General features: G+C 40.2%; 31 protein-coding genes. 22 read left to right on the forward strand and 9 right to left on the reverse strand.

The window, feature by feature from the left end:
* Positions 1-121: 121 nt before the first annotated feature.
* From M0R80_13155 to M0R80_13195, 9 genes are all read right to left on the reverse strand, one after another.
* Positions 122-1177, reverse strand: coding sequence for a radical SAM protein (locus M0R80_13155; protein ID MCK9460580.1), 1056 nt, complete (start codon positions 1175-1177; stop codon positions 122-124).
* A complete protein-coding gene (locus M0R80_13160; GenBank protein ID MCK9460581.1) occupies positions 1170-1394 on the reverse strand; it encodes a hypothetical protein in 225 nt (74 codons plus the stop codon). The genes M0R80_13155 and M0R80_13160 overlap by 8 nt, the downstream gene beginning before the upstream one ends.
* A gap of 212 nt (positions 1395-1606) precedes the next feature.
* Positions 1607-1906, reverse strand: a complete 300-nt coding sequence (locus M0R80_13165; protein MCK9460582.1) for a hypothetical protein — start codon at positions 1904-1906, stop codon at positions 1607-1609.
* A complete protein-coding gene (locus M0R80_13170) occupies positions 1903-2754 on the reverse strand; it encodes a hypothetical protein (GenBank protein MCK9460583.1) in 852 nt (283 codons plus the stop codon). Before M0R80_13170 ends, M0R80_13165 begins: the two co-directional genes overlap by 4 nt.
* Positions 2755-2760: 6 nt before the next feature.
* Positions 2761-3618, reverse strand: a complete 858-nt coding sequence (locus M0R80_13175) for a DNA adenine methylase (protein MCK9460584.1) — start codon at positions 3616-3618, stop codon at positions 2761-2763.
* Positions 3618-3884, reverse strand: coding sequence for a hypothetical protein (locus M0R80_13180; GenBank protein ID MCK9460585.1), 267 nt, complete (start codon positions 3882-3884; stop codon positions 3618-3620). The genes M0R80_13175 and M0R80_13180 overlap by 1 nt, the downstream gene beginning before the upstream one ends.
* Positions 3874-4026 carry a hypothetical protein gene (locus M0R80_13185; GenBank protein ID MCK9460586.1) on the reverse strand — a complete coding sequence of 51 codons (153 nt, stop codon included), beginning with the start codon at positions 4024-4026 and terminating at the stop codon, positions 3874-3876. Before M0R80_13185 ends, M0R80_13180 begins: the two co-directional genes overlap by 11 nt.
* 434 nt (positions 4027-4460) lie before the next feature.
* Entirely contained in the window at positions 4461-4661 is a 201-nt protein-coding gene (locus tag M0R80_13190) for a hypothetical protein (protein MCK9460587.1), read from the reverse strand.
* Positions 4658-7339 (reverse strand): DUF5906 domain-containing protein, encoded by a 2682-nt coding sequence (locus M0R80_13195; GenBank protein MCK9460588.1) that lies wholly within the window; start codon positions 7337-7339, stop codon positions 4658-4660. The genes M0R80_13190 and M0R80_13195 overlap by 4 nt, the downstream gene beginning before the upstream one ends.
* 489 nt (positions 7340-7828) lie before the next feature.
* On the opposite strand from M0R80_13195, the gene M0R80_13200 reads away from it, so the two are divergent.
* From M0R80_13200 to M0R80_13305, 22 genes are all read left to right on the forward strand, one after another.
* The gene (locus tag M0R80_13200; GenBank protein ID MCK9460589.1) at positions 7829-8821 is read left to right on the forward strand and encodes a ParB/RepB/Spo0J family partition protein; all 993 of its coding nucleotides are present in this window, start codon (positions 7829-7831) and stop codon (positions 8819-8821) included.
* A gap of 161 nt (positions 8822-8982) precedes the next feature.
* Complete coding sequence (locus M0R80_13205; protein MCK9460590.1) at positions 8983-9654, forward strand: hypothetical protein; 672 nt, start codon at positions 8983-8985, stop codon at positions 9652-9654.
* Positions 9655-9797: 143 nt separating this feature from the next.
* Positions 9798-10298: a hypothetical protein gene (locus tag M0R80_13210; GenBank protein MCK9460591.1), complete on the forward strand. Its 501-nt coding sequence runs from the start codon at positions 9798-9800 to the stop codon at positions 10296-10298.
* An 8-nt stretch (positions 10299-10306) separates the two neighbouring features.
* The gene (locus M0R80_13215; GenBank protein MCK9460592.1) at positions 10307-10495 is read left to right on the forward strand and encodes a hypothetical protein; all 189 of its coding nucleotides are present in this window, start codon (positions 10307-10309) and stop codon (positions 10493-10495) included.
* On the forward strand, positions 10495-12384 hold the full coding sequence (locus M0R80_13220; protein MCK9460593.1) for a hypothetical protein: 1890 nt from the start codon (positions 10495-10497) through the stop codon (positions 12382-12384). Before M0R80_13215 ends, M0R80_13220 begins: the two co-directional genes overlap by 1 nt.
* A 269-nt stretch (positions 12385-12653) precedes the next feature.
* Complete coding sequence (locus M0R80_13225) at positions 12654-13514, forward strand: ParB/RepB/Spo0J family partition protein (protein ID MCK9460594.1); 861 nt, start codon at positions 12654-12656, stop codon at positions 13512-13514.
* 429 nt (positions 13515-13943) lie between these two features.
* Entirely contained in the window at positions 13944-16349 is a 2406-nt protein-coding gene (locus M0R80_13230) for a DNA polymerase (GenBank protein MCK9460595.1), read from the forward strand.
* The gene (locus tag M0R80_13235; protein ID MCK9460596.1) at positions 16334-16660 is read left to right on the forward strand and encodes a Rho termination factor N-terminal domain-containing protein; all 327 of its coding nucleotides are present in this window, start codon (positions 16334-16336) and stop codon (positions 16658-16660) included. The genes M0R80_13230 and M0R80_13235 overlap by 16 nt, the downstream gene beginning before the upstream one ends.
* Complete coding sequence (locus tag M0R80_13240; GenBank protein MCK9460597.1) at positions 16657-17058, forward strand: hypothetical protein; 402 nt, start codon at positions 16657-16659, stop codon at positions 17056-17058. Before M0R80_13235 ends, M0R80_13240 begins: the two co-directional genes overlap by 4 nt.
* Positions 17033-17215 carry a hypothetical protein gene (locus M0R80_13245; GenBank protein MCK9460598.1) on the forward strand — a complete coding sequence of 61 codons (183 nt, stop codon included), beginning with the start codon at positions 17033-17035 and terminating at the stop codon, positions 17213-17215. Before M0R80_13240 ends, M0R80_13245 begins: the two co-directional genes overlap by 26 nt.
* Entirely contained in the window at positions 17205-17435 is a 231-nt protein-coding gene (locus M0R80_13250; GenBank protein ID MCK9460599.1) for a hypothetical protein, read from the forward strand. The genes M0R80_13245 and M0R80_13250 overlap by 11 nt, the downstream gene beginning before the upstream one ends.
* A complete protein-coding gene (locus M0R80_13255) occupies positions 17420-17797 on the forward strand; it encodes a hypothetical protein (protein ID MCK9460600.1) in 378 nt (125 codons plus the stop codon). Before M0R80_13250 ends, M0R80_13255 begins: the two co-directional genes overlap by 16 nt.
* Positions 17798-17844: 47 nt before the next feature.
* Positions 17845-18192 carry a hypothetical protein gene (locus M0R80_13260; protein MCK9460601.1) on the forward strand — a complete coding sequence of 116 codons (348 nt, stop codon included), beginning with the start codon at positions 17845-17847 and terminating at the stop codon, positions 18190-18192.
* 195 nt (positions 18193-18387) lie between these two features.
* Positions 18388-18663 carry a hypothetical protein gene (locus M0R80_13265; protein MCK9460602.1) on the forward strand — a complete coding sequence of 92 codons (276 nt, stop codon included), beginning with the start codon at positions 18388-18390 and terminating at the stop codon, positions 18661-18663.
* Positions 18656-19216, forward strand: a complete 561-nt coding sequence (locus M0R80_13270) for an NYN domain-containing protein (GenBank protein MCK9460603.1) — start codon at positions 18656-18658, stop codon at positions 19214-19216. Before M0R80_13265 ends, M0R80_13270 begins: the two co-directional genes overlap by 8 nt.
* 373 nt (positions 19217-19589) lie before the next feature.
* Positions 19590-19763, forward strand: coding sequence for a hypothetical protein (locus M0R80_13275; protein MCK9460604.1), 174 nt, complete (start codon positions 19590-19592; stop codon positions 19761-19763).
* 219 nt (positions 19764-19982) lie between these two features.
* Positions 19983-20228 carry a hypothetical protein gene (locus M0R80_13280; GenBank protein MCK9460605.1) on the forward strand — a complete coding sequence of 82 codons (246 nt, stop codon included), beginning with the start codon at positions 19983-19985 and terminating at the stop codon, positions 20226-20228.
* A gap of 144 nt (positions 20229-20372) precedes the next feature.
* Positions 20373-20843 (forward strand): hypothetical protein, encoded by a 471-nt coding sequence (locus tag M0R80_13285; protein ID MCK9460606.1) that lies wholly within the window; start codon positions 20373-20375, stop codon positions 20841-20843.
* A 130-nt stretch (positions 20844-20973) separates the two neighbouring features.
* On the forward strand, positions 20974-21171 hold the full coding sequence (locus M0R80_13290; protein ID MCK9460607.1) for a hypothetical protein: 198 nt from the start codon (positions 20974-20976) through the stop codon (positions 21169-21171).
* A 156-nt stretch (positions 21172-21327) separates the two neighbouring features.
* Positions 21328-22029, forward strand: a complete 702-nt coding sequence (locus M0R80_13295) for a hypothetical protein (protein MCK9460608.1) — start codon at positions 21328-21330, stop codon at positions 22027-22029.
* A 220-nt stretch (positions 22030-22249) separates the two neighbouring features.
* Positions 22250-22843 (forward strand): hypothetical protein, encoded by a 594-nt coding sequence (locus tag M0R80_13300; GenBank protein ID MCK9460609.1) that lies wholly within the window; start codon positions 22250-22252, stop codon positions 22841-22843.
* The gene (locus tag M0R80_13305) at positions 22840-23016 is read left to right on the forward strand and encodes a hypothetical protein (GenBank protein MCK9460610.1); all 177 of its coding nucleotides are present in this window, start codon (positions 22840-22842) and stop codon (positions 23014-23016) included. Before M0R80_13300 ends, M0R80_13305 begins: the two co-directional genes overlap by 4 nt.
* Positions 23017-23662: the final 646 nt, after the last annotated feature.

Raw genomic sequence — 23662 nt, forward strand, 5'->3', positions numbered from 1 at the left:
GGGTTACATGCAGGGAAGGCATCAACTGTAACCACCTTCTTATGTGGATACATTTTACTAAGTCGCTTGTCTCCGCAACCTAAATCTAGTACTGTGTTTTCAGTGATGGGTATCTTGAACATTAGATGAACTCCACGTGTTCAGAGTCATAATCAATCATATAGGAAATGAATGCATTTTTGTTGTTAAACATACAGATATTACAGTTCTTAGTTGTATGCATAGTAAAAAATCGTTTGGCAGTAGTAGCCCAGAAATCCACAAAGGAACAATCTGAAATACTACCAATAAGCCCAGCAGAATTATAAGCTAGACAACAACAAGTATATACGTTCTGATCAGCACCAATCAAAGGAACAAGTCTAGCATACATACACTTCTTGTATGCTGGACCTTTCTGAATCAAGTCCTCGATCCTCGAACCAAAGAGATTAAACACCTTGATAGGTACATTAGTCTCTTCAATCAGTGCATTAGCTTTAGACATATAAATCATATGTTCTTCTGCTGAGTCTTTGAAGAATGCAGCCGAAATTCGTATGTTATCAGCTCCAAGTTCAGCAGCCAAGTAGATAGCTTTTTGAACCTCTTGCCAATTGTCTGGATTCACAACAAATCCGATACCAATAATCGGGCCATAACCAAATCTGTTCTTGGCATCTACCAATTTAATAATGTTTTCTTTCACCAATTCAAAGGAGTCTATATGTCGTATTTTCTTATAAGTCTCGGGAGTTCCTGCGTCCATCGAGATTCGAATCCAAGAAAGACCCATTAGTAATTTGCTTGGCAAATCATGCAAGAGATTACCGTTAGTTACCAAAGCGGTTGCCATACCCAGTTCTTGAGCCTTAGCAAGAATAAGATGGAACTCTGGATGAGTAGTAGGCTCGCCGCCACCGGTATATTGAATAGCGGATGTTCCAGTATCTTTAAGTTCTTGTAAAAGACTTAGGCATCGTTCAGTAGGAATCATATCCTGTTTGTTAAATGTCTGTGATGAATCCGATCTAGATGATCGATAGGCACAAAAGGAGCAATTATGATTACACCTATTTGTAATCATCAATTGTACCTGAGAGGGAGAAGGTAAGTTGCCAAGTAGCAAAGCTTCCATTCTCTTAGAGTGTCTAATATGTGCTGCTTTGAAAGGTGAGTAGGGACCATAATCATTCATTTTCGAGACTCCTGATTATTTCTTTGAGTTCATCAATATTGATATAAATTGGGCCTTCCCCCTCTACTTTGATCTTTATACAATTGTGCTCTTTACTTAGAAAAACTTGTTTAGCATCAATAGGACAGGGTCGTTTTGTTGCTTTAATGGTCCTGATGATTGGCACATGGATTATTGCGTTTTGTTCTTTGATCTCTTGTTCTTGTTCAGCAGTCATGTTGACTTCCTTTAAATTAAACTGTATACAACTTGAAATTGAAACCATATCGCCAGAAGAATGTGACTCGGAATCCAACCCATGTCAATGTTCTATCTTCAGTCTGTTTGCAAAAGATATCTGACCTAATCTGAAAGAAACCAAGGTCTAGCCAGGCATTTAGATAAGGCATCGGGATTCGAGAATCGAGAATCTGGAGCCATTTAGGAAAATCAAGTCCCCTGTCCCGATACTTCTTCTTTAGGTTCTGAACAAACCACAGAAACTGAATTATCTTTTGCATGTAAATCCTCCTGTTTGATTAATTTAATAAAGTCCCGTGTCATATGGTCCACATCCATTTCTCTAAGGGTATCTGGATCAATAACATACGAAACTTGTTCATCATTCCTTTTGACTTCATACATTGCGCGTACTAACGTAGTAGCAATAAGTTGATAGTATGATATGCCTCTATCAAGCTTATTCACATTAGTTAGAAGATCTTCTTTGGCTTCAGATTCAGGTGTCATGATTCTTCACTCCTTAGGATAACCAGTTCTTTGCTATGAAACCCAGCAGCACCCTTATGTCCACCACCACCAAACTTTTGACAGATTTCTGCACAGTTGATCTTAGGGTCAGTAGAATACAAGCTATAAACATATTCCGTTCCATTAAATATGAAAGCAATACAGACTTGATATTTGTTCATAAGGTCTCCAAATCCTTGAGAACCAAATCTATATTGATTACATGCAAAAGCTTTGATTCCAAGAATCTCAGTCTTGAACCCAAAGTCCTTAATCAAATTTTTGCAGTAAGCATCTCGATATTGATTGCAAGCATTCCCTTTGATGATAATTTCGTCTAGGTTAGTAATCCCATTAAATATATTTGACCAGAACTTACTAGTAGGATGTGTATCATACAACTTTAAGCCGATATGTAAGGCACTAGAATTGGGAATCTGTAGTCTCCAAGAATCATAATCACCAATCATTTCAACAATACTTGGTGGAAATTTACCATATTCCATGAACATCCAAGTAAGTTCACAGCCACTAGGACCTTTATCATGAAAATTACACCAATCAGATCTGCCAAATTCTTTTGTATAAGGGTATTTAAGACAAGAGGCATGATGATCAATCCAAACAATATTATTAGTAATAGTTTGCAGTTTCTCAAAGTCAGTTTGATTAAAACTGAAATCTACAATATAGACATCCTCATCCTTAGAAATGATTTCAAAGGGTACAGGTTTCTCATACTGCATCTCGATGAAATCTTCTTTGGAAAGAACCCATGCACGATTGAAATTATACAATATTGCTGCAGCACATTCACCATCAGCATCACCGTGATAGAAAACTTTCATGATTCTTCACTCCTTAATCCATAGACACTCTTGTAGAACACCCTTAACATTACCAGTATTCTTATTTGCTGATAACTCTTCACCCATTGGTTGCATAGTGCTGCGTGTCTCCCAACTGAACTTTCGATCCCAAGGCTGTTCATCATAAAGAGGATTCGAGAATCCTGAGACAGCAGCAAAGCCCTTGAGGCTAAAGATTTGAGAAATTAGATTACGATGTTCTTGGACTGAGAGTTCGTGCCTATAAACACCTTTATAGGCATCAAGATATGGAGGATCAATATAAAATACTGCGTCGAGTGAATCATAATCTTGAAGGCAATCTTGATAAGGCTGATTTTCAATCTGAACATTACTAATCCTATCGTGTATTGCTTGGAATAATGGAAGACGTTGTTGAATTCTACCAGCTTGACTTGCAGAATTAACTGATCTTCCAAAGTTTCTACCAAGAGTAGAAACAGAGTATGTATTTGTATAGTACCAACAGGCTGCACGTTCAACTTCGTCTTGTGTAGTTACAATCCGATCTTTAGCCCAATAGAATTCTTCACGAGAATCAACAGTTAATTGCAAACGTTCACATAATTCATTTAGCTTAGCTTGATCTCGGACACACCGATAAAATGCGACGAGTCCTGAACTAAGGTCATTATAGACTTCGAGTTTTGATTTACGCCTAGCAAGCAAGATTGCGGCACTGCCACCAAAGGGCTCAATATACTTCTCTCGATAGGGAAGATGTTCCAGAATAATATTCGCTGATTTAACCTTATTGCCAGGGTATGTAAATGGGGGTCGTAATTGTTCACTCTTGGGTACCTCCATCATACCTAATAGTCTATTTAATAGATCATTTGACATTAGTTTTGTCCTGTTTTAAAATTGATTTCATTGACTGTTTCTTTGATCTTGTTTAATATCCAAGCTTGGGCCTCTTCGCCATAGATAAATCGGAAGGCCACAACTTGGGACATTAATATTACATACTCGAACTGTTCCTTGTCTATGAACATTACTCCTTTGATTTGTGTTATATCCGATACATTTGGCCAACTACCACAATTTAGGAATAGTTTTGTATACCTTATTCCATTGTCATTCCACCATTCTTGTAATTTATCTTCCATTTGTGTAACCCCGGCTCTTGTATTCTTCATACCATTTGTCATTTAGATGCTTACGGCAATACTCTTGATTAGCCAGGGCATCATTAGTACAACCCTTTTCTTTACAGGGTTTTACTTCTTTTGTTTGTTTTTCTTTTTCCATTTCTGCTCCTCTTGCCACGCAATGAACAATGCATCACACATAGCATGTGCCCAGTGAGGTAATCCAGACTCTCGGTCCAAATACTCTGATTTATTCTGAATAAGGTGACGAGTCATAGCCGAATAATAACGCCTAGTTGGCTTCACCCTCTGCCAGTTGTTTCGTGCATACTTCTTCTCACCATGCATTAGAACCTTGACAGTTGATTCGAGAATCGGGATCAGAGGTTCCAATAGACTCCAATCAACTTTCCCAGTATCAAACTTCATTCCAGAAGTCATCTTACCTTCCTTTCATATGTTTCAGTTAATTGGACTAACGCCATTTTGATTCCGGGTCGTTTGTAAAGGCAACCTACGCAAAGTTGCAAAATCTTACCTTCACGTTTTCGCTCAATAGAACCGGCAGGAACCAACATCTCAGCACCACAGTAATCACATTTCATGGGTCAATTCTCCAATAGACCAAGCACCAACAGACTCAGTGATTTTGAACTTCTTATTATTGGGATCAATGTGCACGCCCACAAATCGATCCTTAGATGTTTCAATATACTGAGACAAATCAGTATCAAAGGCGTGTAAAAGTACACGTCTATCACGCTCTACTAAATTATCTAAAACTTCTCGAATCATGTCTGTTCCTCAAGGTATTCATCTTTAAGTATATACTTAAAGGATTCAGCCTGTGCAGACATGCCAGACCAAGTAATATTACCATAATGCCACTGACCATTAGAGTGATCTCGACCTTTGATTACACTAAGAGGCATTTCACGTCCAAGCCGTATTTTACTCCAATTATGCACTTCACTTGGATCAAGCCATTCCATGAACTTATCATAGAAATCAGAAATCTTGAGTTTCTTGCCATTAATCAATTGGCATTTTTCATTAACAAAAATCTCAAGCATCGACATATTTGAAGCTTGAGCAGCTATCTTTTCTTCAGTAGCAATAACAGGTATATTAAGACGATCACCGGGAGTCGGGGGTTCAATAGTCAAAATACTTGCCAGGAAATCAGGAATCTCTTTCTCTAGCATAATCAAAAGTTTCTTCTTTTGAATCATGTCTAGAGGATTAATAGGTGACACATATATCATTGTGATTCGTGTATCACCTGGGAATATTGGACAAAAGTTATGATCATTTGCTGTTTGAATCCAGTGTGTTGAATTCCGCATATGATAGGGTGTTTCACCCTTCCGATGAATCAGTATTTCTCTTGCAGTTACCCAATCCTTAATCAGAGAATATGCATTCTTGTTACGACGCAAATCAGTTTCTTCAATAGCACAGAGAACGGCGCCTTCAAGTTCACCATTAAAACCAGAAGGATTTGTTAGTGCCGCATCAGCTCTCTTATATCCACGCGTGAAAAGGATAGATAAAGCTTCATGAAAAACTGATTTACCTGTCATTTGTTGCTGACTATAAAGAAACAGGTAAGGCAAAGGTTCTAAGGGTTCAGTTATAAGGCTGTGAATCCAGCAACGAAGATAATCAGCTCCAGTCAAAATATTATTAGAGCGTGCCCACGGATCTAGTTTGACAGCATCATTCAATCCATTTCCAACATGATTTAATACTAGATCCCAAGTAGGATGTGTCAGGTTCTCAGTATCAGTAGAAGGCCGATACTTGAGTTGTGCTGCTTTCTTATTCCATTCACGTTCGCCAGGGTATTCAAGTTGAAAAGGCTTGTTTACTAGTTTCCAACACTTGAAAATCGAAGCACCAAGGATACTTGTTACTTCCTTATCATTATAACCCAAAGATTTCATTGCAAGTTTTACATGAACCAAAGGTTCTTCACACCACTGACTATTTACATTGATTACCCAACCATAATCTTCTGAAGTTTCTGTGATACAGTGTCTAAGCAAATCATCATAGTTCACTGAATCTGATTCATTTGGAGGCGCAGCATTAGTAGTAAAGATCTTAGTCCATTTACCTTTATTAGGTAACCAACTAGGCATTTCATCAGCACGATCTTGAGGATCATGATCGATCTCAATAATCAATCGGCCATCTTTATGTTCTTTCAATTTAGTTTTACGATTACGTAAAGCTAGAGAGATATCGGTATGTACCCCAAGTAAGCTAGCTGCATCTAAAGCAACTTCAGCTTCACGAAAGATATACCCACCTGCTGGATCTTCAAGACCACCTTTAGCCTTAGCAGCCGTACTAAGATCGGGTTCCTGATTCAAATAACAATAGGTCCAACCATTTTTATCTTGATTCCAAGAAGGGTGCTCTTGTACGCCTAAAGTAAATCTGCGTACAGACCAAGCTCCAAGTCGTAATGGATAAAGAAAGACATTATGATCTTGCCCTTTTTCTTTACCAACACTAATTGTAGAGAAAAAACCACGCATACCAAGAGCCTTATGAGCATCTTGGAGATGCGTGGTATGTGTTACAAGAAGATGATTATCTGAATCCCACCACCAGAGACAATCATTATCCTTTAACCAGTCAATCAATTTCTTATGATCAACATCCAAAGGGATATGTGTACGTTGAGACGTAAGCACGTCAAACAAATCTGTATGACCAGAATCTTCGATAACTTTAGGAAGATTTTTACGACGAGTACCCGTTACAACCTTAATATGGTCTTTCCAGTTAATCGGAACTTCAGTTAATACTTCGCCTTGTTTAATAAGCCTAAGGCCATCTGTGCCCTTCATTTTACGATGCCAAACCCAAAGAATGCTACCACAGCCATCCACTTTGACTTGGAAATCATAACCAGATAGTGCTGACATTTGACCAAGAATTGCCCTAGCTAAGGCAGCATGTTCTGTGTGAGTATTGATTTCAGAATCAATGTCTAAAAAGACATAAACATGTAATCCACTTCCAGATGTAGATTTACGAACAGTAACCCAAGGAATTTTACAGACTGATTCTTTAATCAAGTCAAGTTCGTCAGTAGACAAACCAGCCTTATGTTCAACTAGCGAATCAAAATCAAAGCCAATCCATCTTGATACTCGATTCTTCCAATCCCAACCCGTCATTCCTATCGCTTCAACATGAGAGGGCAATTCCCAAGTGATCTCAGAATCATCATAACTTGGGTCTTTATTAGCTGAATAGGGTATACGAAAAGATTTCCAAGTAGTAGCACCATCTGTATACCCGTGCCAATTACGCCCCTTGTATTCACCATCTATACGGGTGCCACCATCTTGGGCAACATTGACCTGGCACTCCATATCGATTGAATAGAGTGATGCCAAATCAGGGAAAGTTGAAGCGATGAGGAATCGCTGAATGGCCTCGGACTTAGTGGGCATAATCAGAATCCTATCTAGGAATCAAAATGGCAAGATAGTTGCCTAATCAGGTATAGATAGGATCAAAGATTTGATAATCAAATCAACTTAACAAGATAGTATAATACATACTCATTATATGTAACGTATAATGTCAGTAATTATCTACTATTTACAGAAATATAGTTACTACTTTTTTCTTAGTCCAGTATACATATTTACATGGACCATTTATCTTTACTACTAACCTTTTGAAAGTAGTAGTAAGTAATAGTTGTAATATATTTATCTACAGTAAATAAAATTATTTATTTTCCTTACACGCGCGCGTCCAGTAAATACTAATAGGCCAGAACTTTTTTTCTTAGAGTGTAGATAAATGACGTAATAATACGTTATATATTATGTATAGGTTCTATGGAGTCAAATTAAGTTGATTTGATTCCCAATCTTTTGATTATGCAATCAAGTCAAAAGATTAACAAATCAGTTGATTGCAAGGAGATTATCATGGCTGGCAAGAGTATCCTCAAGGTTCTGGAAGTTGGGAAGATTCATGAGAATCCGGTGGCGTTGCGGAGTGTCAATAAGGAGAACGAAGATTATCTCGGACTGGTCGAGTCGATTCGTAGCAAGGGTTTCTTTGGCGCGATTACGGTGCGTGAGAAGGTTGATTCGGAATCCGGCACTAAGTTCTATGAGCTGATTGATGGTCTCCATCGCTTCAATGCAGCCAAGGACGCTGGACTCACGGAAATCAACTGTAACATCTTGGATATGGATGATGCCAATGTCCTCGAAGCTCAGTTGATGGCCAATGTTCACAAGGTCGAGACTCGCGCCATCGATTATACGAAGCAGTTGCTTCGCATGTTGTCGATGAATGCGATGATGACTGAAGCTGAACTGGCTGGTAAGCTTGGGAAATCGTTTGAGTGGTTGAGTCAGCGGCTCTCCTTGACCAAGATCAAGGATGCTGAGATTCAGAAGATGATCAATGATGGTAAGATCAAGCTTACCAATGCTTACGTTCTTGCTAAGCTCCCGCCTGAGGAACAGGCTGCTTGGCTTGATCGTGCAATCACGTTGCCGCCGCCGGAGTTCAGTGAGCAGGCAGATGCCCGTGCGAAGGAAATCCGTGATGCTAAGCGCAAGGGCAAGGATGCTGGTGAGGCTGTGTTCCAGCCCGTGGCTTTCTTGCAGAAGGTCGGGGATATCAAGAATGAGATGAGTTCGGGCGAGATTGGCAAGATTCTGTGTCGCGAATGTGATGTCAAGACTCCCGTGGATGGATTCACTCTTGGTATTTCGTGGGTTCTCCATATGGATCCGAAGTCGGTTCAGGTTCAGGTCGACAAAGAGAATCAGCGTAAGGCTGAGGCCGAAGTTGCGAAGACCAAGCGTGAGACTGAAGCGGCCAAGAAGAAGGCTGAGAAGGCCACTAAGATGCAGGCTGAAGCGGCTAAGTTGGCGGCTGAGGCCAAAGAGCGTCTTAATCCGTAATTTATCTGGCTAGGCCGAAAGGCTCATCACAAGTCAACTAGCCAGACTAAAACGACTCTGGACACCGAAGTCGCTAAATCGGAGTCGGGAGTAGCCCAGGCCTATGGTAGATTTCATTCAAGCCATGAATAGGGCTTCACTAAGAAAGCAAAGGTAAGAACATGAGTAATGAAACTGCACTTGTGACAATTCCCACGAATCAGCTCCCATCAGATGAGATCTTTGCAGCATCTACCAAAGCTGGTGATTGGCTTTCACGCTTGCAACTTATGACATCCACTAGTAAGGAATGCAAGAAGGGCAAGTTCCCGATTAATCACTATGCCTTGGTTGATGGCCAAAACATGGTAGACCTCGGCGAATCAGTTGATTGCATTGTCTTGGGTTTCCGACCCAAGGCATTGGATATGAGTGGTGAGCAGATTATTAGTCTCTTCCGACCCAAGGTGGTTGAAGGAGAAGTTACTGATCAAGCCTTTAAGGCGATTATGGATAAATCTGGCGAAAAGGATAGCCAGTGTATGTATGGTCCCGAGTTTCTTGTATGGGTACCGGTTTCTAAGCAATTTGCTACATTCTTTATGGGTAGCAAGTCCTCACGACGTGAAGCAGCCAAACTCAAGAATCGTATTGGATTTGGTGCTACACTTGGGTCGATTCTGGCAAGTAACAAGAAGTATGAGTGGTATACTCCGCTCGTGGACAATTGCAGCACGCCACTTGATCCTCCGAATGCAGATAAGATGACTGCTCAGTTGGAGAAGTTCAATAATCCTCCTGAGAGTGAGATTGAAGTAGCAGAGGAATCAGCTAAGACCGAACGCGCACGTTAAGATAGTTTCCATGTGAACCTTGTAGCATGTGCAGCGGGAATCCTAGTGCACTGGGTAATCCCCGAAGTTTGCAAGGCGTGTGTTATCCCGAACATAGATAGCAGGAATATAATTGCCTGTATCGGGATTCGGAGGAAGTCATTTTGAATGTAATTCCCTTAGTTATTCCTACCATTGATTGGAAAATGTTTATCCAATTCTTTGGTAATAATGGTATCAAGCAACTTGATTCTGATGGAGTGGATATTAAAGATCCAGCAGCACTCTTTATTGCTTTTAATCAAAAACAATCAGTCCAATACTCCATAGCTAATGATTTGTATGTCAGGAAATTAATTAATATGTCTTTCCTAGCCGAAGTAGAAGATGCGGCTGTGAAAGACATCTTAATTGGTACCAGTGTACTTTCTGTGTATACTCGGTCTACTAAGGAACCAGAACTGGGCATTCTGATTCTCACAGGTAATCTTGATGAATGGTTCGTTAGCATCAATGCTAAGTTGACTGAAGCTAGTCCATTTAGAACAAGACTCTTATATGGCAAGATTTATCTATACTTCCAGCAATCTTGCTTAAGATTTATGTGGTCAGGTTATGGCCGCGAGAAACTTGGAGATGAAACATTTATAATCAAGAAACAATAATCGGACTCTTGGGAAGACGTGGTGATGCAAAGAATGGTATCAACACATATATCATTCATTCCAGTGGTTCCGAATACTATCCATTAGTCTTAGATAATGAGGCATTAGCTAAAGTAGCAAAAGTTGGACTTGGTTCTGTTATCGGAATCATAGGTATGGTTGAAGATGATTGTTTAATTGTACAGGAGATATTTTGATGGAACAGTTAGTCAAGTTCAAAATTGGGAAATATCTATATAAAGTTAGAATGGATATTGGAGAGTCTCGAATCATACTCCGATTTCCTTATGCTCAATGTTTAATTGACGAAATCAGGAATATGGAGGGGTCTAAGTATCATGGTTATGATGAAGAAAAACCTGAAAAATGTTGGAGCATAAAGACAAGCCAGCGTAACTGGTTCCAAATCAAGTATCTTTGTGGTGAAAATGTCTATGCACCATTCGATGTACCTTTGCCCAAAGATAAGATCATTACACATAGGCCATTGTATGATTATCAGCATGAGACAGTTCAGCATATCCTGACTAGGCATTATTGTATCATTGCAGAGGAGATGGGATTAGGTAAATCTTTGGCTGCTATTGAAGTCATGGAACAAGCAGGCTTGAAAGATGAAATGGATTGTTGGTACATTGGACCTAAAGCTGGTGTCTTTGCTGTACAGAGAGAGTTAGTTAAATGGGAATGCAGAGTAAAGCCAAAGATGATTACGTATGAAGAACTTATAAAGGTTCTTAAAACTTGGCACGATTTCCCCGCTCCCCGTATGGTCATCTTCGACGAATCCTCTAAAATCAAGACAACCACTGCTCAGCGTAGTCAAGCGGCCATGGCACTTGCAGAGGCTGTCAGAGAGGAATACGGGGAACGGGGTTATATTGTTCTAATGACTGGGACACCGGCTCCGAAATCACCACTTGATTGGTATTGGCAATGTGAAGTTGCTTGTCCAGGATATTTAAAAGAGGGTGATGTGAACAAACTCCGTAGGCGTTTAGCTTTAACTGAGGAAGCAGAAAATTCGATTACTGGTGGAGTCTTTGCGAAACATGTTGCTTGGCTCGATGATGAGAAGAAATGTGCCAAGTGTGGTAAACTCAAAGAGCAGCATGGCAAGGATACCATGAGTCTTGTTATGGCCGCAACACAAGATGAAATAATCAGTGATCATGAGTTCATATCATCAAAGAATGAAGTACAGTACCTTTATGAACGAATGAAGGGACTAGTTCTTGTTAAGTTCAAGAAGGACTGTCTCGAACTCCCCGAGAAACGATACGAAATCATACAGGTTAAGTCTACACCAAGTATCATTAGGACGGCTAAGCTTATTACACAGACTAGTCGTCGCGCTATCGAAACTCTAACCTTGTTGCGGGAGTTATCAGATGGATTCCAATATCAGGAAACCCAAACAGGCTCTGGTCCCTGTCCGCTATGCAAAGCTACTGGAATTGAGAAACATCCAGTCAGTGGCGAGAACATGGCTTGCTCCCTCTGCAAAGGAAGTAAGTCCATGCCTACTTACGCTAGGTCTATCAAAGAAGTAGATTCCCCAAAAGATCAAATTTATATTGATCTCTTGGATGAATATGAAGATATTGGTCGTTTCATTGTTTGGGGAGGATTCACGGGTACCGTTGATCGGCTTTGTAAAATTGCCAGAGAACAAGGCTGGGCAACTCTCCGAGTGGATGGACGGGGACACGAGGGGAGATCAAGTACGGGCGAGAGTATTGATCCTACCAGATTATTTGATGCAATGGACTCTTCGCATAAAGACTATAACACGCTTCTCGAAACATACCCCAAGGTGGCCTATGTGGGGCAGCCTAAAGCTGGTGGAATTGCCGTTACTCTTACCGCATCTCCTGTGGCGCTTTATTATAGCAATGATTTCTCAGGTGAGGCCCGTATGCAAAGTGAAGATCGACCGCATCGAGCAGGTATGGATTTGAATCGAGGGCTGAGGATTATTGACTTGATTCATTTGCCTACAGACCAACTTGTTCTTAATAATCTGAAACTCAAAAAAGATCTACAAAAGATGAGTATGGGTGAACTACTGGAGGCAATGCAATGACAGTTAAAGAATGGGTAGAAAAAGAAAAGGCTCATTTAGACAGAACAAGAAGAAGTAGATAATCTTGATACAGATGATTTTGGTTGGTATGATCAGTATACTGAATTCATGGCATCAAAACAAGAGGAAGAAACATGACTAATGCATAGATTCCAAGAGGATTATGAAAGGTGGCAAAATGAAGAAGACAAATTAAAACTTATCGAAGAAAAAGATTTGTCTATTTCGGACTTATTCGCAATGTGGTGTGAAGAAAACGGAGAACAATAATGTTAGTCCAAAGTTATCTGACAAAAGAAGTTCCTATGGCTCTGGTCTTTGCTGATCCTGAGTTCAATTGTCGAGGCAAGATTGCCCCTATTGATGTTGTTGATCTTGCTAAGGATATTGAACAGAATGGATTGATTCAGCCTGTTGTTGTGCGACCATATAAGCCAGGGGAAAATGGCTCCTATGAGTTCAAGCTCATTGCCGGATTCCGTCGGCATATGGCACACGTTGTTATCAAGAAGGAAATGATTCTTGTTATCATTCGTGATGACATTACTGATGAGTCAAAGGAACGTTACTATAATCTCAGTGAGAATCTGAAGAGAGCAAATCTGAATCTTGTACAAGAAGCTAAGGCTATTGAGAAACTTGTACAATTGGGTTTGTCACGCAATGAAATTGCTGCGCATATTGGTATGTCTTCCGGTTGGTGCCAAGTTAGGAAGATGATTCTTGACCTTCCTGAGGATATCCAAAAAGAAGTAGCTGCTGGTGTTCTTTCACAGCCTCAGATTCGTGAAGTCCATAGTTATTGGAATCATGGTAATGGTCGTGATCAAGCTTTGAATGCTGTGAGAATCATCAAAGAGGGTAAAGAAAAAGGCCTAAAAGACATTACTGTTAATCCCAATAAGATACTGCCAAATACAAAACGCCTTAGGAATAAGCGTGATATTCTTGCAATGATGGATCATATCTATAATACTATTGGTCTTGGTCTTCATTCAAGAGCCTTGGCTTGGGCTGGTGGCGAAATCACTGACTTTGAGTTCTTTGACTCTATCAAGGAAGAAGCTGATAAGCTTGGTAAGAATTATACGAAACCCACTGAGCAAATCAAATTTGAGGGGAACCTTTAATGGATAAGGTATCAGTAGCACTGGGCATCCTTGCTTGGATTATGTTGCCCATCATCTTTGCTCCTTTGGCAATCATCTTAGGAGCAATAAGCTTTAAGACTACCGGGGGTAAGTTCGGTGTCTTTCTTGGAATCTCGAGTCTTGTAGTTGTAGGCCTTGCAATTTGGTGAAAACATTAATCTTCTGTATGGTCTTCTTTGTCTATCCTGTTATTATCGCATGTCTAGTTTGGAGAATCAAGTTCCTTGAAGAAATGATTTTGACCCTTATGCGAAAGTAGATTAATATGCATATTCTATTACATATGGGTCTTTGGCATAGATTTACAAATGTTTTAGTCCAGTCTTCATCAACTTTTGACTTGATTATATCAATTGTTGCCATTATTGCTACTGTTAGTGCCGTGGTTGCTATCTTAAGAAAGTGATAATGATATTCTTCGATACAGAATGCTGCGGACTGCATAGCCCCATCACTCTTGTGCAATATGCAAGAGATGATGGGGAGATTCAATTACACTCGCCTTGGTATGCTTCTGCTCGTGAAACAATAATCCTTTTCGAGAAATTCCTACAAGAGCCGATTGTTGGGTTCAATCTCGAATTTGATTGGTTTCACATTTGTCAGATGTATACTACATTGATCCAGTTTCCAGACATGGACTGGATTCCAATTGAACACATAACCGAATATGCCCTAATGGAAGAGAAGGGCAGATTCGGTCCTTGCCTAAAGCCTTCTAGTGTTTGTGACCTTATGTGCTATGCCCGTAAAGGGCCATATCAAAGTACAATGGGTCGCAAAGATATCATGATTAAGCGTGTCCCCACGCCTCTTGCCTTCATCTTAGCAGATGAACTAGATAAAAGGATTCCTATTAAAGATATTTATTTCTCTAAGAAAGAGAATCCTAAGAAACGTTGGCAAGTAGTAGATATCTTGGATGAATTTGGAGACGTTGATCCAAGTTTCAAGCATGTTGTCCTCAAGTTTGCACCAAGTAGTGCTCTAAAAGCTTTGGCTATGGATGCTCTTGGATTCGAGAAAGATGAAGTCTTACTCTTTACTGATGTTGAAGTACCTAAGAAACTGTATCCATTAGAGTTTGGTTACGCTCCATATGCCACTGCAGACGTAATCGACAAAAAGACAGGCTACATTCTTCCTGTGAGTCCAAGTAATTGGCGTGGTAAATGGCCCGAGATTATTAAGTATCATGCAAGTCATTGGGAATATAATACACAAGCAAGAATATACGCATCTGATGATGTGAAGTATACAAGGGGTCTTTATCATTTCTTTGGTGATCCTGAGTTTGATGATAATGACTCGATTCTAACTTGCATGGTAGGCGCGAGTCGTTGGCATGGATTCTCAGTTAATATCCAAGCTGTTAGAGACTTGCGCAAAGAAGCGGTGATTCGTGCAGTCAAAATACGTAAACTGTTTAACTTTAATTCATCACGTGCATGTATCTCTTACATGGAACAGGTGATGGATGAGACAGAGAAATTGGCACTGACCCATAGTGGTAAGAGATCGACTAAATCCGCAGTTCTTGAAAAAATCAGTAAATGGACTGTCGATGCAGTTTGCGATGAATGTCAAGGCATTGGTTGTAAGAAATGTGATGAAGGGCTTGTTCATTCTGATATCCAACATAAGGCAGCAATAAGGGCTAACGAGATTCTCGATGCTCGTCACGCAAAAAAGGAAGTAGAACTCTATGACAAACTTATTGTGGCTAAACGCCTTCATGCTGGTTATAACGTTATTGGTACTTTGTCTAGCAGGATGTCAGGAATCGGAGGACTTAATCCACAGGGAATTAAAAGAGCAAAACGTGTACGAAAATGTTTTACTTTGGCTGATAGCCCTGATTACGTTTTGGATGGTGGTGATTTTGATGGTTTTGAAGTAACTATCACAGACGGTGCATACAAAGATCCAGTGTTACATCAGGATATAACTGAACTTCATACCTGTTTTGATTGCAAGGGAATTGGTTGCAAGGAGTGTGAGTTTACTGGCAAGGTTACAAAGAAGATTCACGGAATATTTGGTACATTCTTCTTTGACAAGACATACGAAGCTATCTTAGCTACTAAGGGTGCTAGTGAACCTGAACGTGATTTGTACACAAAATCCAAGAACGGGGTATTTGCTTTGTTTTATATGGGTGAAGTGCATACACTCATGAATCGTGTAGGTATCAGTAAAGAGCAAGCAGAGGCTGGATTCAATCGACTTTTGACTAGATATAAAGTCTTTGCTAAGGAACGCCAACGTTATATGGACATGTTTTGTTCTATGCGTCAGCCCGGTGGTATAGGTTCTAAAGTTATCTGGGCTGAGCCTCATGACTATATTGAAAGTATGCTAGGATTCAGACGCTATTTTACTCTTGAGAACTTGATTTGCAAAACATTATTTCATTTGGGTGAGAAACCGCCAGATACATGGAAAAAGATTAAGATTAATGTCATTCGCCGTGATCGTGTTCAAACAGCTTGTGGTGCTTTACAATCAGCATTATTCGGAGCAGCATTTGCATTGCAGGCTGCTAATATGCGAGCTGCTGGTAATCATGTGATTCAAAGTACTGGTGGACAACTTACTAAGGGGCTTCAGTGTAAGATCTGGGAAGTACAGCCAAAGGGTGTTAATCCTTGGTATGTACAACCAATGAATTCACATGATGAGATTCAGTGTCCTCGGCTCAAGACTATCAGCACTAAGAAGATTGTAGATGATTTTATCAAAGAAAACCAATCGATAATTCCTCTTCTGAAAATGGAGTGGAAAGAAGGTAATGCTACATGGGCAGACAAATAGAATTAGTCAAGCAGACTATAGTAAAGGAAGTAAATAAGCGAAGAAGCCTATTAACAGTATTGAACACAGTAAAGTTTCGTAGAATCTGGAATTATTCAACAGAACAAGACAAGGAGAATCTTTTAAAAGACCTAGAATGCCGCGATGCTTTATTTGTGAAAGACTGGATGAACACGAATCCAGTTATTGAACTAGAGGAAATGAGTAGTCAACAACTAAAGGAGGTTGCTAAAGAATTAGGTATATCAAATTGGTGTAGACTATCTGTGCCAGCGTTAATCAATGCAATCATATTGGAGAGAAAGAAATGAGAAAAAAGAAACATACACTTGAGGGTATGTACTTGATTATTGAGGAAATGTGTAAACGAGTCGATATCAATAGACCTGAGTTGCCAGATAAGAGAGTATTGAATCGATTGCCTAAGAGTGTTGTTGATGAAGGAGAAAAATGGCTAAAAGCTATTTTTGAAAATGAATATTTAGCAGTGTACTCTATTAGGAAACTATTGTCAGAGGACATCTGGAAGTTTTATGATGCTTTCAAGACCGACTTTAAGGATCATAGAGAAGTCAAACTAATCAAGGAGCGTGCTGAGTTGCTGGAAAGGGCACTAATGAGTTTGACTAGGCCGGATCTTTTTAAGCCAAAAGCTATAACACAGATTCTTAAGGAAATGCGACGTGGACATCTCAAGAAAACTTGCTAGATCTGCCAGAATCTGGAAACAGAAGAAAAAAGAAGAGGAAGAATTGCTGGACGAGGACGAGGACGAGGACGAGGACGAGGACGAGGACGAGGACGAGGACGAGGACGAGGACGAGGACGAGGACGAGGAACCTATAGGAACTAATCATGATTTCTAAGATAGAACTACAAGAGGCAATAATCAACAGGGTAGAACATATTGCAGGAAGCTGTAATTCATTCAATATCAATCGAAACGAAGGAGTGGTCATTGGTCTACTTTGGGCACTAACTGGTAAGAAACTGGATACCTTGCCCAATACTACTGCAGAAATCTTTGATCTGGCTAATATTAAGTATACAAAAGAAGGAGACAAGATTCGATGGGTAATCAACTGAAAAAGGGACCAAGAGAGCTAGCTAACCTACATTCATTGGCTCTTAAGGCTCATGAAGAAAAAATTGGTACACTTTATAGGGTTATGGGCGACTGTATCTTGGCAACTGAACTCCTGATTCGAAAAGGATTGGTGACACATGAAGAAATTGCAACCCTACGAAAAGCAATCCGAAGTGAACAAGTTTCTCAGAATCTTGACAAACGAGGCACTGACGGACCCAGTGTTCAAGGAAGTATTCAAAATTGCGACACCCGAGTATCTGCGGCTACGAGCTATCGAGTTCCTAACGGAGAAGAATCCCCGAAAAGCCCTGATCCTGTTGATGATGGCAGAACTAAGAACAATGTCACAGGAACCTGAGAAATGAACATTTATCTTCATTTTAATGGAGGCTTACAACCAATGGTATGAAAGCATTCTACACAAAACCAAAGTCTGGTCCAGAGGATAAGATACAACGGGAAATCATTGCCTTTCTCCAGATGCGTGGATGGTTTGTGAAGCCCACACATGGTAACATGTATCAAAGTGGATTCCCAGATCTCTTTGCATGTCACTCTAGTTATGGGCAGCGTTGGATAGAGGTCAAGAACCCATTGGCCTATTCATTCACTGGAGCACAGTTAATTGATTTCCCCAAAATCTGTGCAAATGGCTCAGGTGTCTGGGTACTTGTTGCAGCTACTGAGGAAGAGTATAAGAAGCTCTTTAGCAAGTATAACTGGTACTGGTATCTGAGTATCATGAGAGGGTAATATGGAAAAGAAACCTTGTCCCTTCTGTGGGAGTAAATTAGGATTGAACTTAGAATTAGACGGAGGTATTGGTTATGAAACAGGGTACCGAATCGTTTGTTATAAATGCTCTGCCAAAGGGCCACATGTTAAAATCAGACTAGATACTGGTTTCAATCCAGACGTCGAAGCAACTGAACTTTGGAATAAAAGATCATGAGATATAAAAAGAAACCAGTTGTTGTTGAGGCATTTCAGTGGACAGGTGACGAGAATCAGACTGAAGATCCAGAATGGATTGTCAAGGCTATTAAATCTGGTGAAGTTTGGTTCGATAAAATGTGCAAAGGTCGAATAGCACTTGTAATATATACATTAGAAGGATCAATGAGGGCAATGCCAGGTGATTGGATCATTAAGGGTATCAAAGGTGAAATATACCCATGCAAGCCTGATGTGTTTGAAGAAACCTATGAGGTGATTTATGAGTAAGCGAATTGGCGTGTTCATGGATGTTAGTAACTTGTACTATTGCTGTAATCAAAAGTACAAGGCAAAACTGAATTATCGGGCGTATCTTGATTTTATTAAGGAATATGGCGAAGTTTCCCAGGCAATCGCTTATGGTGCTCAGATTAAGGAAGAAGCTAGGAAGTTCATTTCTGTTCTTGAGCATCTTGGATTCCAAGCAAAATACAAGTGTCCTAAGACATTTGAAGGACCAGATGGTGGACTCTCAGTTAAGCGTAAGGCTGATTGGGATGTTGGAATTGCAATGGATGTTGTGCAAATTTGTTTAGGTGTCGGTGTCGATACAATTTTCCTTGGCAGTGCAGACTCGGACTTGACACCTGTTGTTAAGTGGGCAACGAATAGAGGTATTACATTCGTGGTACTTGCTTGTGGAATCTCACGTGACTTGAAAGAAGTAGCAACCAAATGGATCGAGATTCCCGAATCGATGATGGAAGGTCAGGAGCTGGTGGATACTAAGGAAAAGAAAGATGAACCAATTCACTGCGGAACTGACGAGTCTCCTAAATAGGTATTCCAAGGAGAATGAGTCTAATACACCCGACTATGTGTTAGCAGCTTATATTGAAAGCTGTCTGCTTGCATTTAATCTTGCAACTAATTTGCGAGATTTACAAGCACAGCCGAGTAAATTCCCATACCTTGTGCCGCCAAGAACACTGGATAAGGCTAATGACAAAAAAGAATCTTAAAATTGCAAACCTGATACGAGATTCGAGGATTATGCAATCCTTTCTCAGAGATGCTGAGATTAGTCAACGACTTAGTAAGTTGACCAATATTCAACTTGCTAAGGCGTTAGAACTCCATCTTCTTAGCGAACTTCCTTTGACTGGTATGAGATATAATACTGTTGAGGAGTCAATCAGAAGGCTAAAGACAATATGAATACACCCGACACAAACGCAGGCCACTTGACTGAAAAAATTATGTCAAAGATCAAGGAGAGGGAGCCAGAGATGTGTACAAGTCTCTATAATAAAATATATGAATCAGTATTAGCTGTACTTGATGATGAAGAAAAATGGAATGAATCATTTAAGGGTTTTATAAAATGACCAAGTGTACACATCCAGGGTGCAAGAATCATTATTCACATCCTTGTGAAAAATGTAGGAAACCAAAGTTTCCATCTCTTAGAGTCAGCATATCTACTTTGGTAAATTATTCACAAAGTGCTGAAGATACCAGAGTCTTGATGAGATTGTCTAAGAATTTATATAACCCTTTGCCGAAGCATCAAGATTCCGAGATCTGGAATTAGAGAGGTGGTTTGCATGATTCCTCAGAAATGGCATCCAATTAGTATTGCAATATCAATATGTAGTGATCACGGTGAGACTAGTATTATTACTATCGATGCTGAATATCTTAAAGAGAATAAAGAAGAGCAAGAGGCACTTGATAAGTTATGGGAGCATGTCACAATCTACTATAATAGTCTTACAGAAGTATTTAATAAGAGAGAAAGAAATGAAGACTTGCAAGAATACAAGAGACTGAAGAAAAAGCTTGGAATATGATTCGCCAAGTCTATGAATGCTTAGTCTGTGGTTCAAGATTCTTCAAGGATCGACTAAGTAAGGAAGTTACTATGGTAACTGAGATACATACTTGTCGATATATTAAGAATCTCGATGGTTCTATTTATGGCCGATCAGAATTAATTGGAGAAAAAGAAATTGAAACACTTGATTCAGAAAGCCGGTGAACACAATTGTCTTGTATATTCCATGTCCATGCTTCTTGGCCTAAGTGTAGAGGAACTAGAAGCGAGACTCGGGAATAAGGGTAATGAGAAAGTTTGGCCTGAACTTCCTGAGCCACACTGTTATCGCAATTACCATATTCTTGAATTGATTGACATAGCCTATAGCATGAAATTGGCAATGATCTGTTATTACAAAGAAATCTTTCTCTCGCCTACGCTACCGTACACGGGTGCACAGATTCCAATTAAATTAACATACACACATGTACATGAGCTATTGGCTAATACAGATGCTCTTCTTGTAACAGGGAATCATGCATTGGCTTGGAATGGTACATACGTACTTGATCCAAATGGGATTATGAAATCCCTGTCAGATGTATATGATAACCTGACTATGTTTTTTCTGATTAGGAAGATGGAATAGTAATCAAATCAAGCCAAAAATATATTTTCAAAATAGGTGGAAATGTCGTTTGCTAGCGTGTATATTAGGTTAGTAGGGCATTCTACAGTATAGAGGTTGATTTGATTATGCAAAGGAGGATTCGGAAATCATGAAGAACAACCCAAGATTTGAATGGTATGTAGTGCGAAATCACAATGGCGAAATCAAGATTCTCGGAGGGTATGCATACAAAGAAGATGCAGATTGGATTGCATTTACCAAGTCAGAGAATTATAAGGTTGATGTGTTTGCACACAGGCTTCTCTGTGATCAATTAGATCCCAATAAGGATGAAAACTGGGTATGATTAACAATCCAGACTACAAGTGGTATGTGATTCGAGGAACTAAGATTGTTTCTGGATGGGAATATAAGACTTCATGAAAGAGAATGGAGGTAAGGTCGTAGCCAAATCAAGATGCAAATTGAATCCTAACATCAACTCAAATTGGGAATTAGCACGATGATAGAACTCAAGAAATATTTACATGTTGACATGCTCTCAGAAGAAGAACTATACCGATTGACATCTCTATTGCGAGAGCATAATGAGTCGGCTATGAAGCCATTGATTCTGCATCATATACCCTTAACTGCACACTTCGCAGGACAAACTACTTTGCAGTTTGGGTATCGAAGTGGGGAATGTCTCTCAGCAGGATTGGAAGGACTTGTTGCATCCATAAATCGAATTTATGAGGCAGCCGGAACAGATACTCCAATCTTGAGAGACAACAATATTACACCCTATCTAGTAGTTTGTATCAAGGGTGCAATACTTGATTTTGTCAATCATGATCATCTTGTACCCATTGGCAGAGCCACAGTGCGTAAGGGACTTAAAGACTTTCCTAGACTTACGCCAATTACCATCTTGCCATCTGGATTCGAGACCGATATTGACCATCTACTTGAACATCGAGACTTTGTAGAGTCTGATCTTCAAGGTACATATATTGAGATGGGTCTCAATGAGCGGGATATTAAGGTTCTTCAATTGAAACTAATGGGCTATACTTATCAAGAGATTTCTGACCTGACTGGCTATACCTTTCCATTGGTTAGCAAAATATTCCGTGGAATCCAAGACAAGTTCATCATGCTATTTAAGTTTCGACCACGACATGCACGAAAACGACGTAGCGATAGGGAGGAGATAACATGAAAAGGTGTTTGTTTGTGGTGGCATCACCGAAGGTGAAGGAAATGGGAAATCACTGTGTTGTAGTTGCTATGAATCAGGTAAACAAAAAAGGAAAGTAAGATACGGTCTAATAAATGTGTTATCAAATATTTGGGATCGGCTTTCGTCCTCTATGAGGAAGGTAGCATGAAAAGAAATCAGAGTGAAACTGATATTATTAAAATGCTGAAGGAAGACTAAAATGAAACTTTATAAGCTGACAGACGAAAATGATCAGACACAAAATTCTTGCCAATGGGGCGAGAATATTACACATGAGACGAGTGGTGAAGGCAAATTTTGTGGGCCGGGATTCACTCACTGGTATCTTGACCCTCTTTTAGCAGTGTTTCTGAATCCAATTCATGGAGATTTTGATCCAAAGACCATGCATCTGTGGGAAGGCAAGGGAGAAATAGTCAAGAATGATCATGGGCTCAAAGTGGGTTGCACCAAGGCAACTACACTTCGTCGGATTAGCTTGCCCGAGATTAGTACTGAGAATCGGATTAAGATTGCAATCCTTTGTACCAAGCAAGTTTGCAAAGAGCAGGCTTGGAATACTTGGGCAGACAATTGGCTGAGTGGTAAAGACAGGACTCGGAAATCGGCGACGGCGGCGTCGGCGGCGGCGTCGGCGTCGGCGGCGGCGGCGGCGGCGGCGTCGGCGGCGGCGGCGGCGTGGGCGTCGGCGTCGGCGGCGGCGTGGGCGGCGTGGGCAGCGGCGTGGGCGGCGTGGGCAGCGGAGGCAAAAGCTATTGATCTGCTGAAGATTATCAAGGAGAATCTGAAATGAACAATAGAGAACTAGAAAAAAGTATGGGTGTTAAAATAGATGAACCTATGTCTATGCTTATTGAAGCTATTGATCGACTTACATTTGAACTTAGGGTTATGAACGTAATTAAAGTAGGTCCCATAAATTATAAATACTGGGAGGATCAAACCAAATTGTTAGAAGGTAAATAACCTAATGAACCACAAACGAGAATGTAATGAATGTGTATTTAAGCATCTCGGTTCAGCTTACGTATTATATGAAGAGACAAGAAATGGGTATCCTGAGGATCGGATTCTAGTTATTGGCCACCTTGATCAAGCAGCCAGTCACTGTTTCACTCAGGAACAACGAGAAATGATTCGGGAACTACGGAAGAAATATCAAGACACAGGAGACTTAGAGTATGCAGACATTACACGAATTGCATCAAGCCTGGGTACAGAAGAACCAATCACGGGAATCTGAAGTTAAGTGGGCCGCATGTCTTAGGTGTGGATGCCATGGTTCCAGTAAGGAATGTGGTCATGCTCCTTTAGCTAATGGTTGTGAACTCAATGACCAATCGATTTGCCCCTGCTGTACTAAACTGGCAGATGTGGCTAGGTTCACAAGAGACATGGAAATGATATCAAAGATTCCAGAACCTCTTGATCATCGACGTTGGCAAGCTGATATCCTTATGTATCAGAAGCTCAAGGAACTTGGTTATACTGAGGGATGTGCAATCTATAGGAGCTTGAAACAATGAAACTCTATAAACTGACAGATGGCAATGATCAGACATATAATTCTTGCCAATGGGGCGAGAACATTACACATGAGACGAGTGGCGAG

The sequence above is a fragment of the Pseudomonadota bacterium genome, assembly GCA_023229365.1.
GTDB lineage: Bacteria > Myxococcota_A > Polyangia > JAAYKL01 > JAAYKL01 > JALNZK01.

What these genes read in the sequence shown, in the direction of transcription:
- M0R80_13265 (MCK9460602.1), top strand. Translation starts at nt 18,388, where the DNA reads ATGAGATATAAAAAGAAACCAGTTGTTGTTGAGGCATTTCAGTGGACA.
- M0R80_13165 (MCK9460582.1), bottom strand. Translation starts at nt 1,906, where the DNA reads ATGACACCTGAATCTGAAGCCAAAGAAGATCTTCTAACTAATGTGAAT.
- M0R80_13200 (MCK9460589.1), top strand. Translation starts at nt 7,829, where the DNA reads ATGGCTGGCAAGAGTATCCTCAAGGTTCTGGAAGTTGGGAAGATTCAT.
- M0R80_13290 (MCK9460607.1), top strand. Translation starts at nt 20,974, where the DNA reads ATGAAGAACAACCCAAGATTTGAATGGTATGTAGTGCGAAATCACAAT.
- M0R80_13205 (MCK9460590.1), top strand. Translation starts at nt 8,983, where the DNA reads ATGAGTAATGAAACTGCACTTGTGACAATTCCCACGAATCAGCTCCCA.
- M0R80_13250 (MCK9460599.1), top strand. Translation starts at nt 17,205, where the DNA reads ATGATTTCTAAGATAGAACTACAAGAGGCAATAATCAACAGGGTAGAA.
- M0R80_13260 (MCK9460601.1), top strand. Translation starts at nt 17,845, where the DNA reads ATGAAAGCATTCTACACAAAACCAAAGTCTGGTCCAGAGGATAAGATA.
- M0R80_13225 (MCK9460594.1), top strand. Translation starts at nt 12,654, where the DNA reads ATGTTAGTCCAAAGTTATCTGACAAAAGAAGTTCCTATGGCTCTGGTC.
- M0R80_13190 (MCK9460587.1), bottom strand. Translation starts at nt 4,661, where the DNA reads ATGATTCGAGAAGTTTTAGATAATTTAGTAGAGCGTGATAGACGTGTA.
- M0R80_13160 (MCK9460581.1), bottom strand. Translation starts at nt 1,394, where the DNA reads ATGACTGCTGAACAAGAACAAGAGATCAAAGAACAAAACGCAATAATC.
- M0R80_13175 (MCK9460584.1), bottom strand. Translation starts at nt 3,618, where the DNA reads ATGTCAAATGATCTATTAAATAGACTATTAGGTATGATGGAGGTACCC.
- M0R80_13220 (MCK9460593.1), top strand. Translation starts at nt 10,495, where the DNA reads ATGGAACAGTTAGTCAAGTTCAAAATTGGGAAATATCTATATAAAGTT.
- M0R80_13255 (MCK9460600.1), top strand. Translation starts at nt 17,420, where the DNA reads ATGGGTAATCAACTGAAAAAGGGACCAAGAGAGCTAGCTAACCTACAT.
- M0R80_13180 (MCK9460585.1), bottom strand. Translation starts at nt 3,884, where the DNA reads ATGGAAGATAAATTACAAGAATGGTGGAATGACAATGGAATAAGGTAT.
- M0R80_13280 (MCK9460605.1), top strand. Translation starts at nt 19,983, where the DNA reads ATGATTCCTCAGAAATGGCATCCAATTAGTATTGCAATATCAATATGT.
- M0R80_13185 (MCK9460586.1), bottom strand. Translation starts at nt 4,026, where the DNA reads ATGGAAAAAGAAAAACAAACAAAAGAAGTAAAACCCTGTAAAGAAAAG.
- M0R80_13195 (MCK9460588.1), bottom strand. Translation starts at nt 7,339, where the DNA reads ATGCCCACTAAGTCCGAGGCCATTCAGCGATTCCTCATCGCTTCAACT.
- M0R80_13300 (MCK9460609.1), top strand. Translation starts at nt 22,250, where the DNA reads ATGAAACTTTATAAGCTGACAGACGAAAATGATCAGACACAAAATTCT.
- M0R80_13155 (MCK9460580.1), bottom strand. Translation starts at nt 1,177, where the DNA reads ATGAATGATTATGGTCCCTACTCACCTTTCAAAGCAGCACATATTAGA.
- M0R80_13305 (MCK9460610.1), top strand. Translation starts at nt 22,840, where the DNA reads ATGAACAATAGAGAACTAGAAAAAAGTATGGGTGTTAAAATAGATGAA.
- M0R80_13275 (MCK9460604.1), top strand. Translation starts at nt 19,590, where the DNA reads ATGAATACACCCGACACAAACGCAGGCCACTTGACTGAAAAAATTATG.
- M0R80_13170 (MCK9460583.1), bottom strand. Translation starts at nt 2,754, where the DNA reads ATGAAAGTTTTCTATCACGGTGATGCTGATGGTGAATGTGCTGCAGCA.
- M0R80_13240 (MCK9460597.1), top strand. Translation starts at nt 16,657, where the DNA reads ATGAGAAAAAAGAAACATACACTTGAGGGTATGTACTTGATTATTGAG.
- M0R80_13235 (MCK9460596.1), top strand. Translation starts at nt 16,334, where the DNA reads ATGGGCAGACAAATAGAATTAGTCAAGCAGACTATAGTAAAGGAAGTA.
- M0R80_13230 (MCK9460595.1), top strand. Translation starts at nt 13,944, where the DNA reads ATGATATTCTTCGATACAGAATGCTGCGGACTGCATAGCCCCATCACT.
- M0R80_13295 (MCK9460608.1), top strand. Translation starts at nt 21,328, where the DNA reads ATGATAGAACTCAAGAAATATTTACATGTTGACATGCTCTCAGAAGAA.
- M0R80_13270 (MCK9460603.1), top strand. Translation starts at nt 18,656, where the DNA reads ATGAGTAAGCGAATTGGCGTGTTCATGGATGTTAGTAACTTGTACTAT.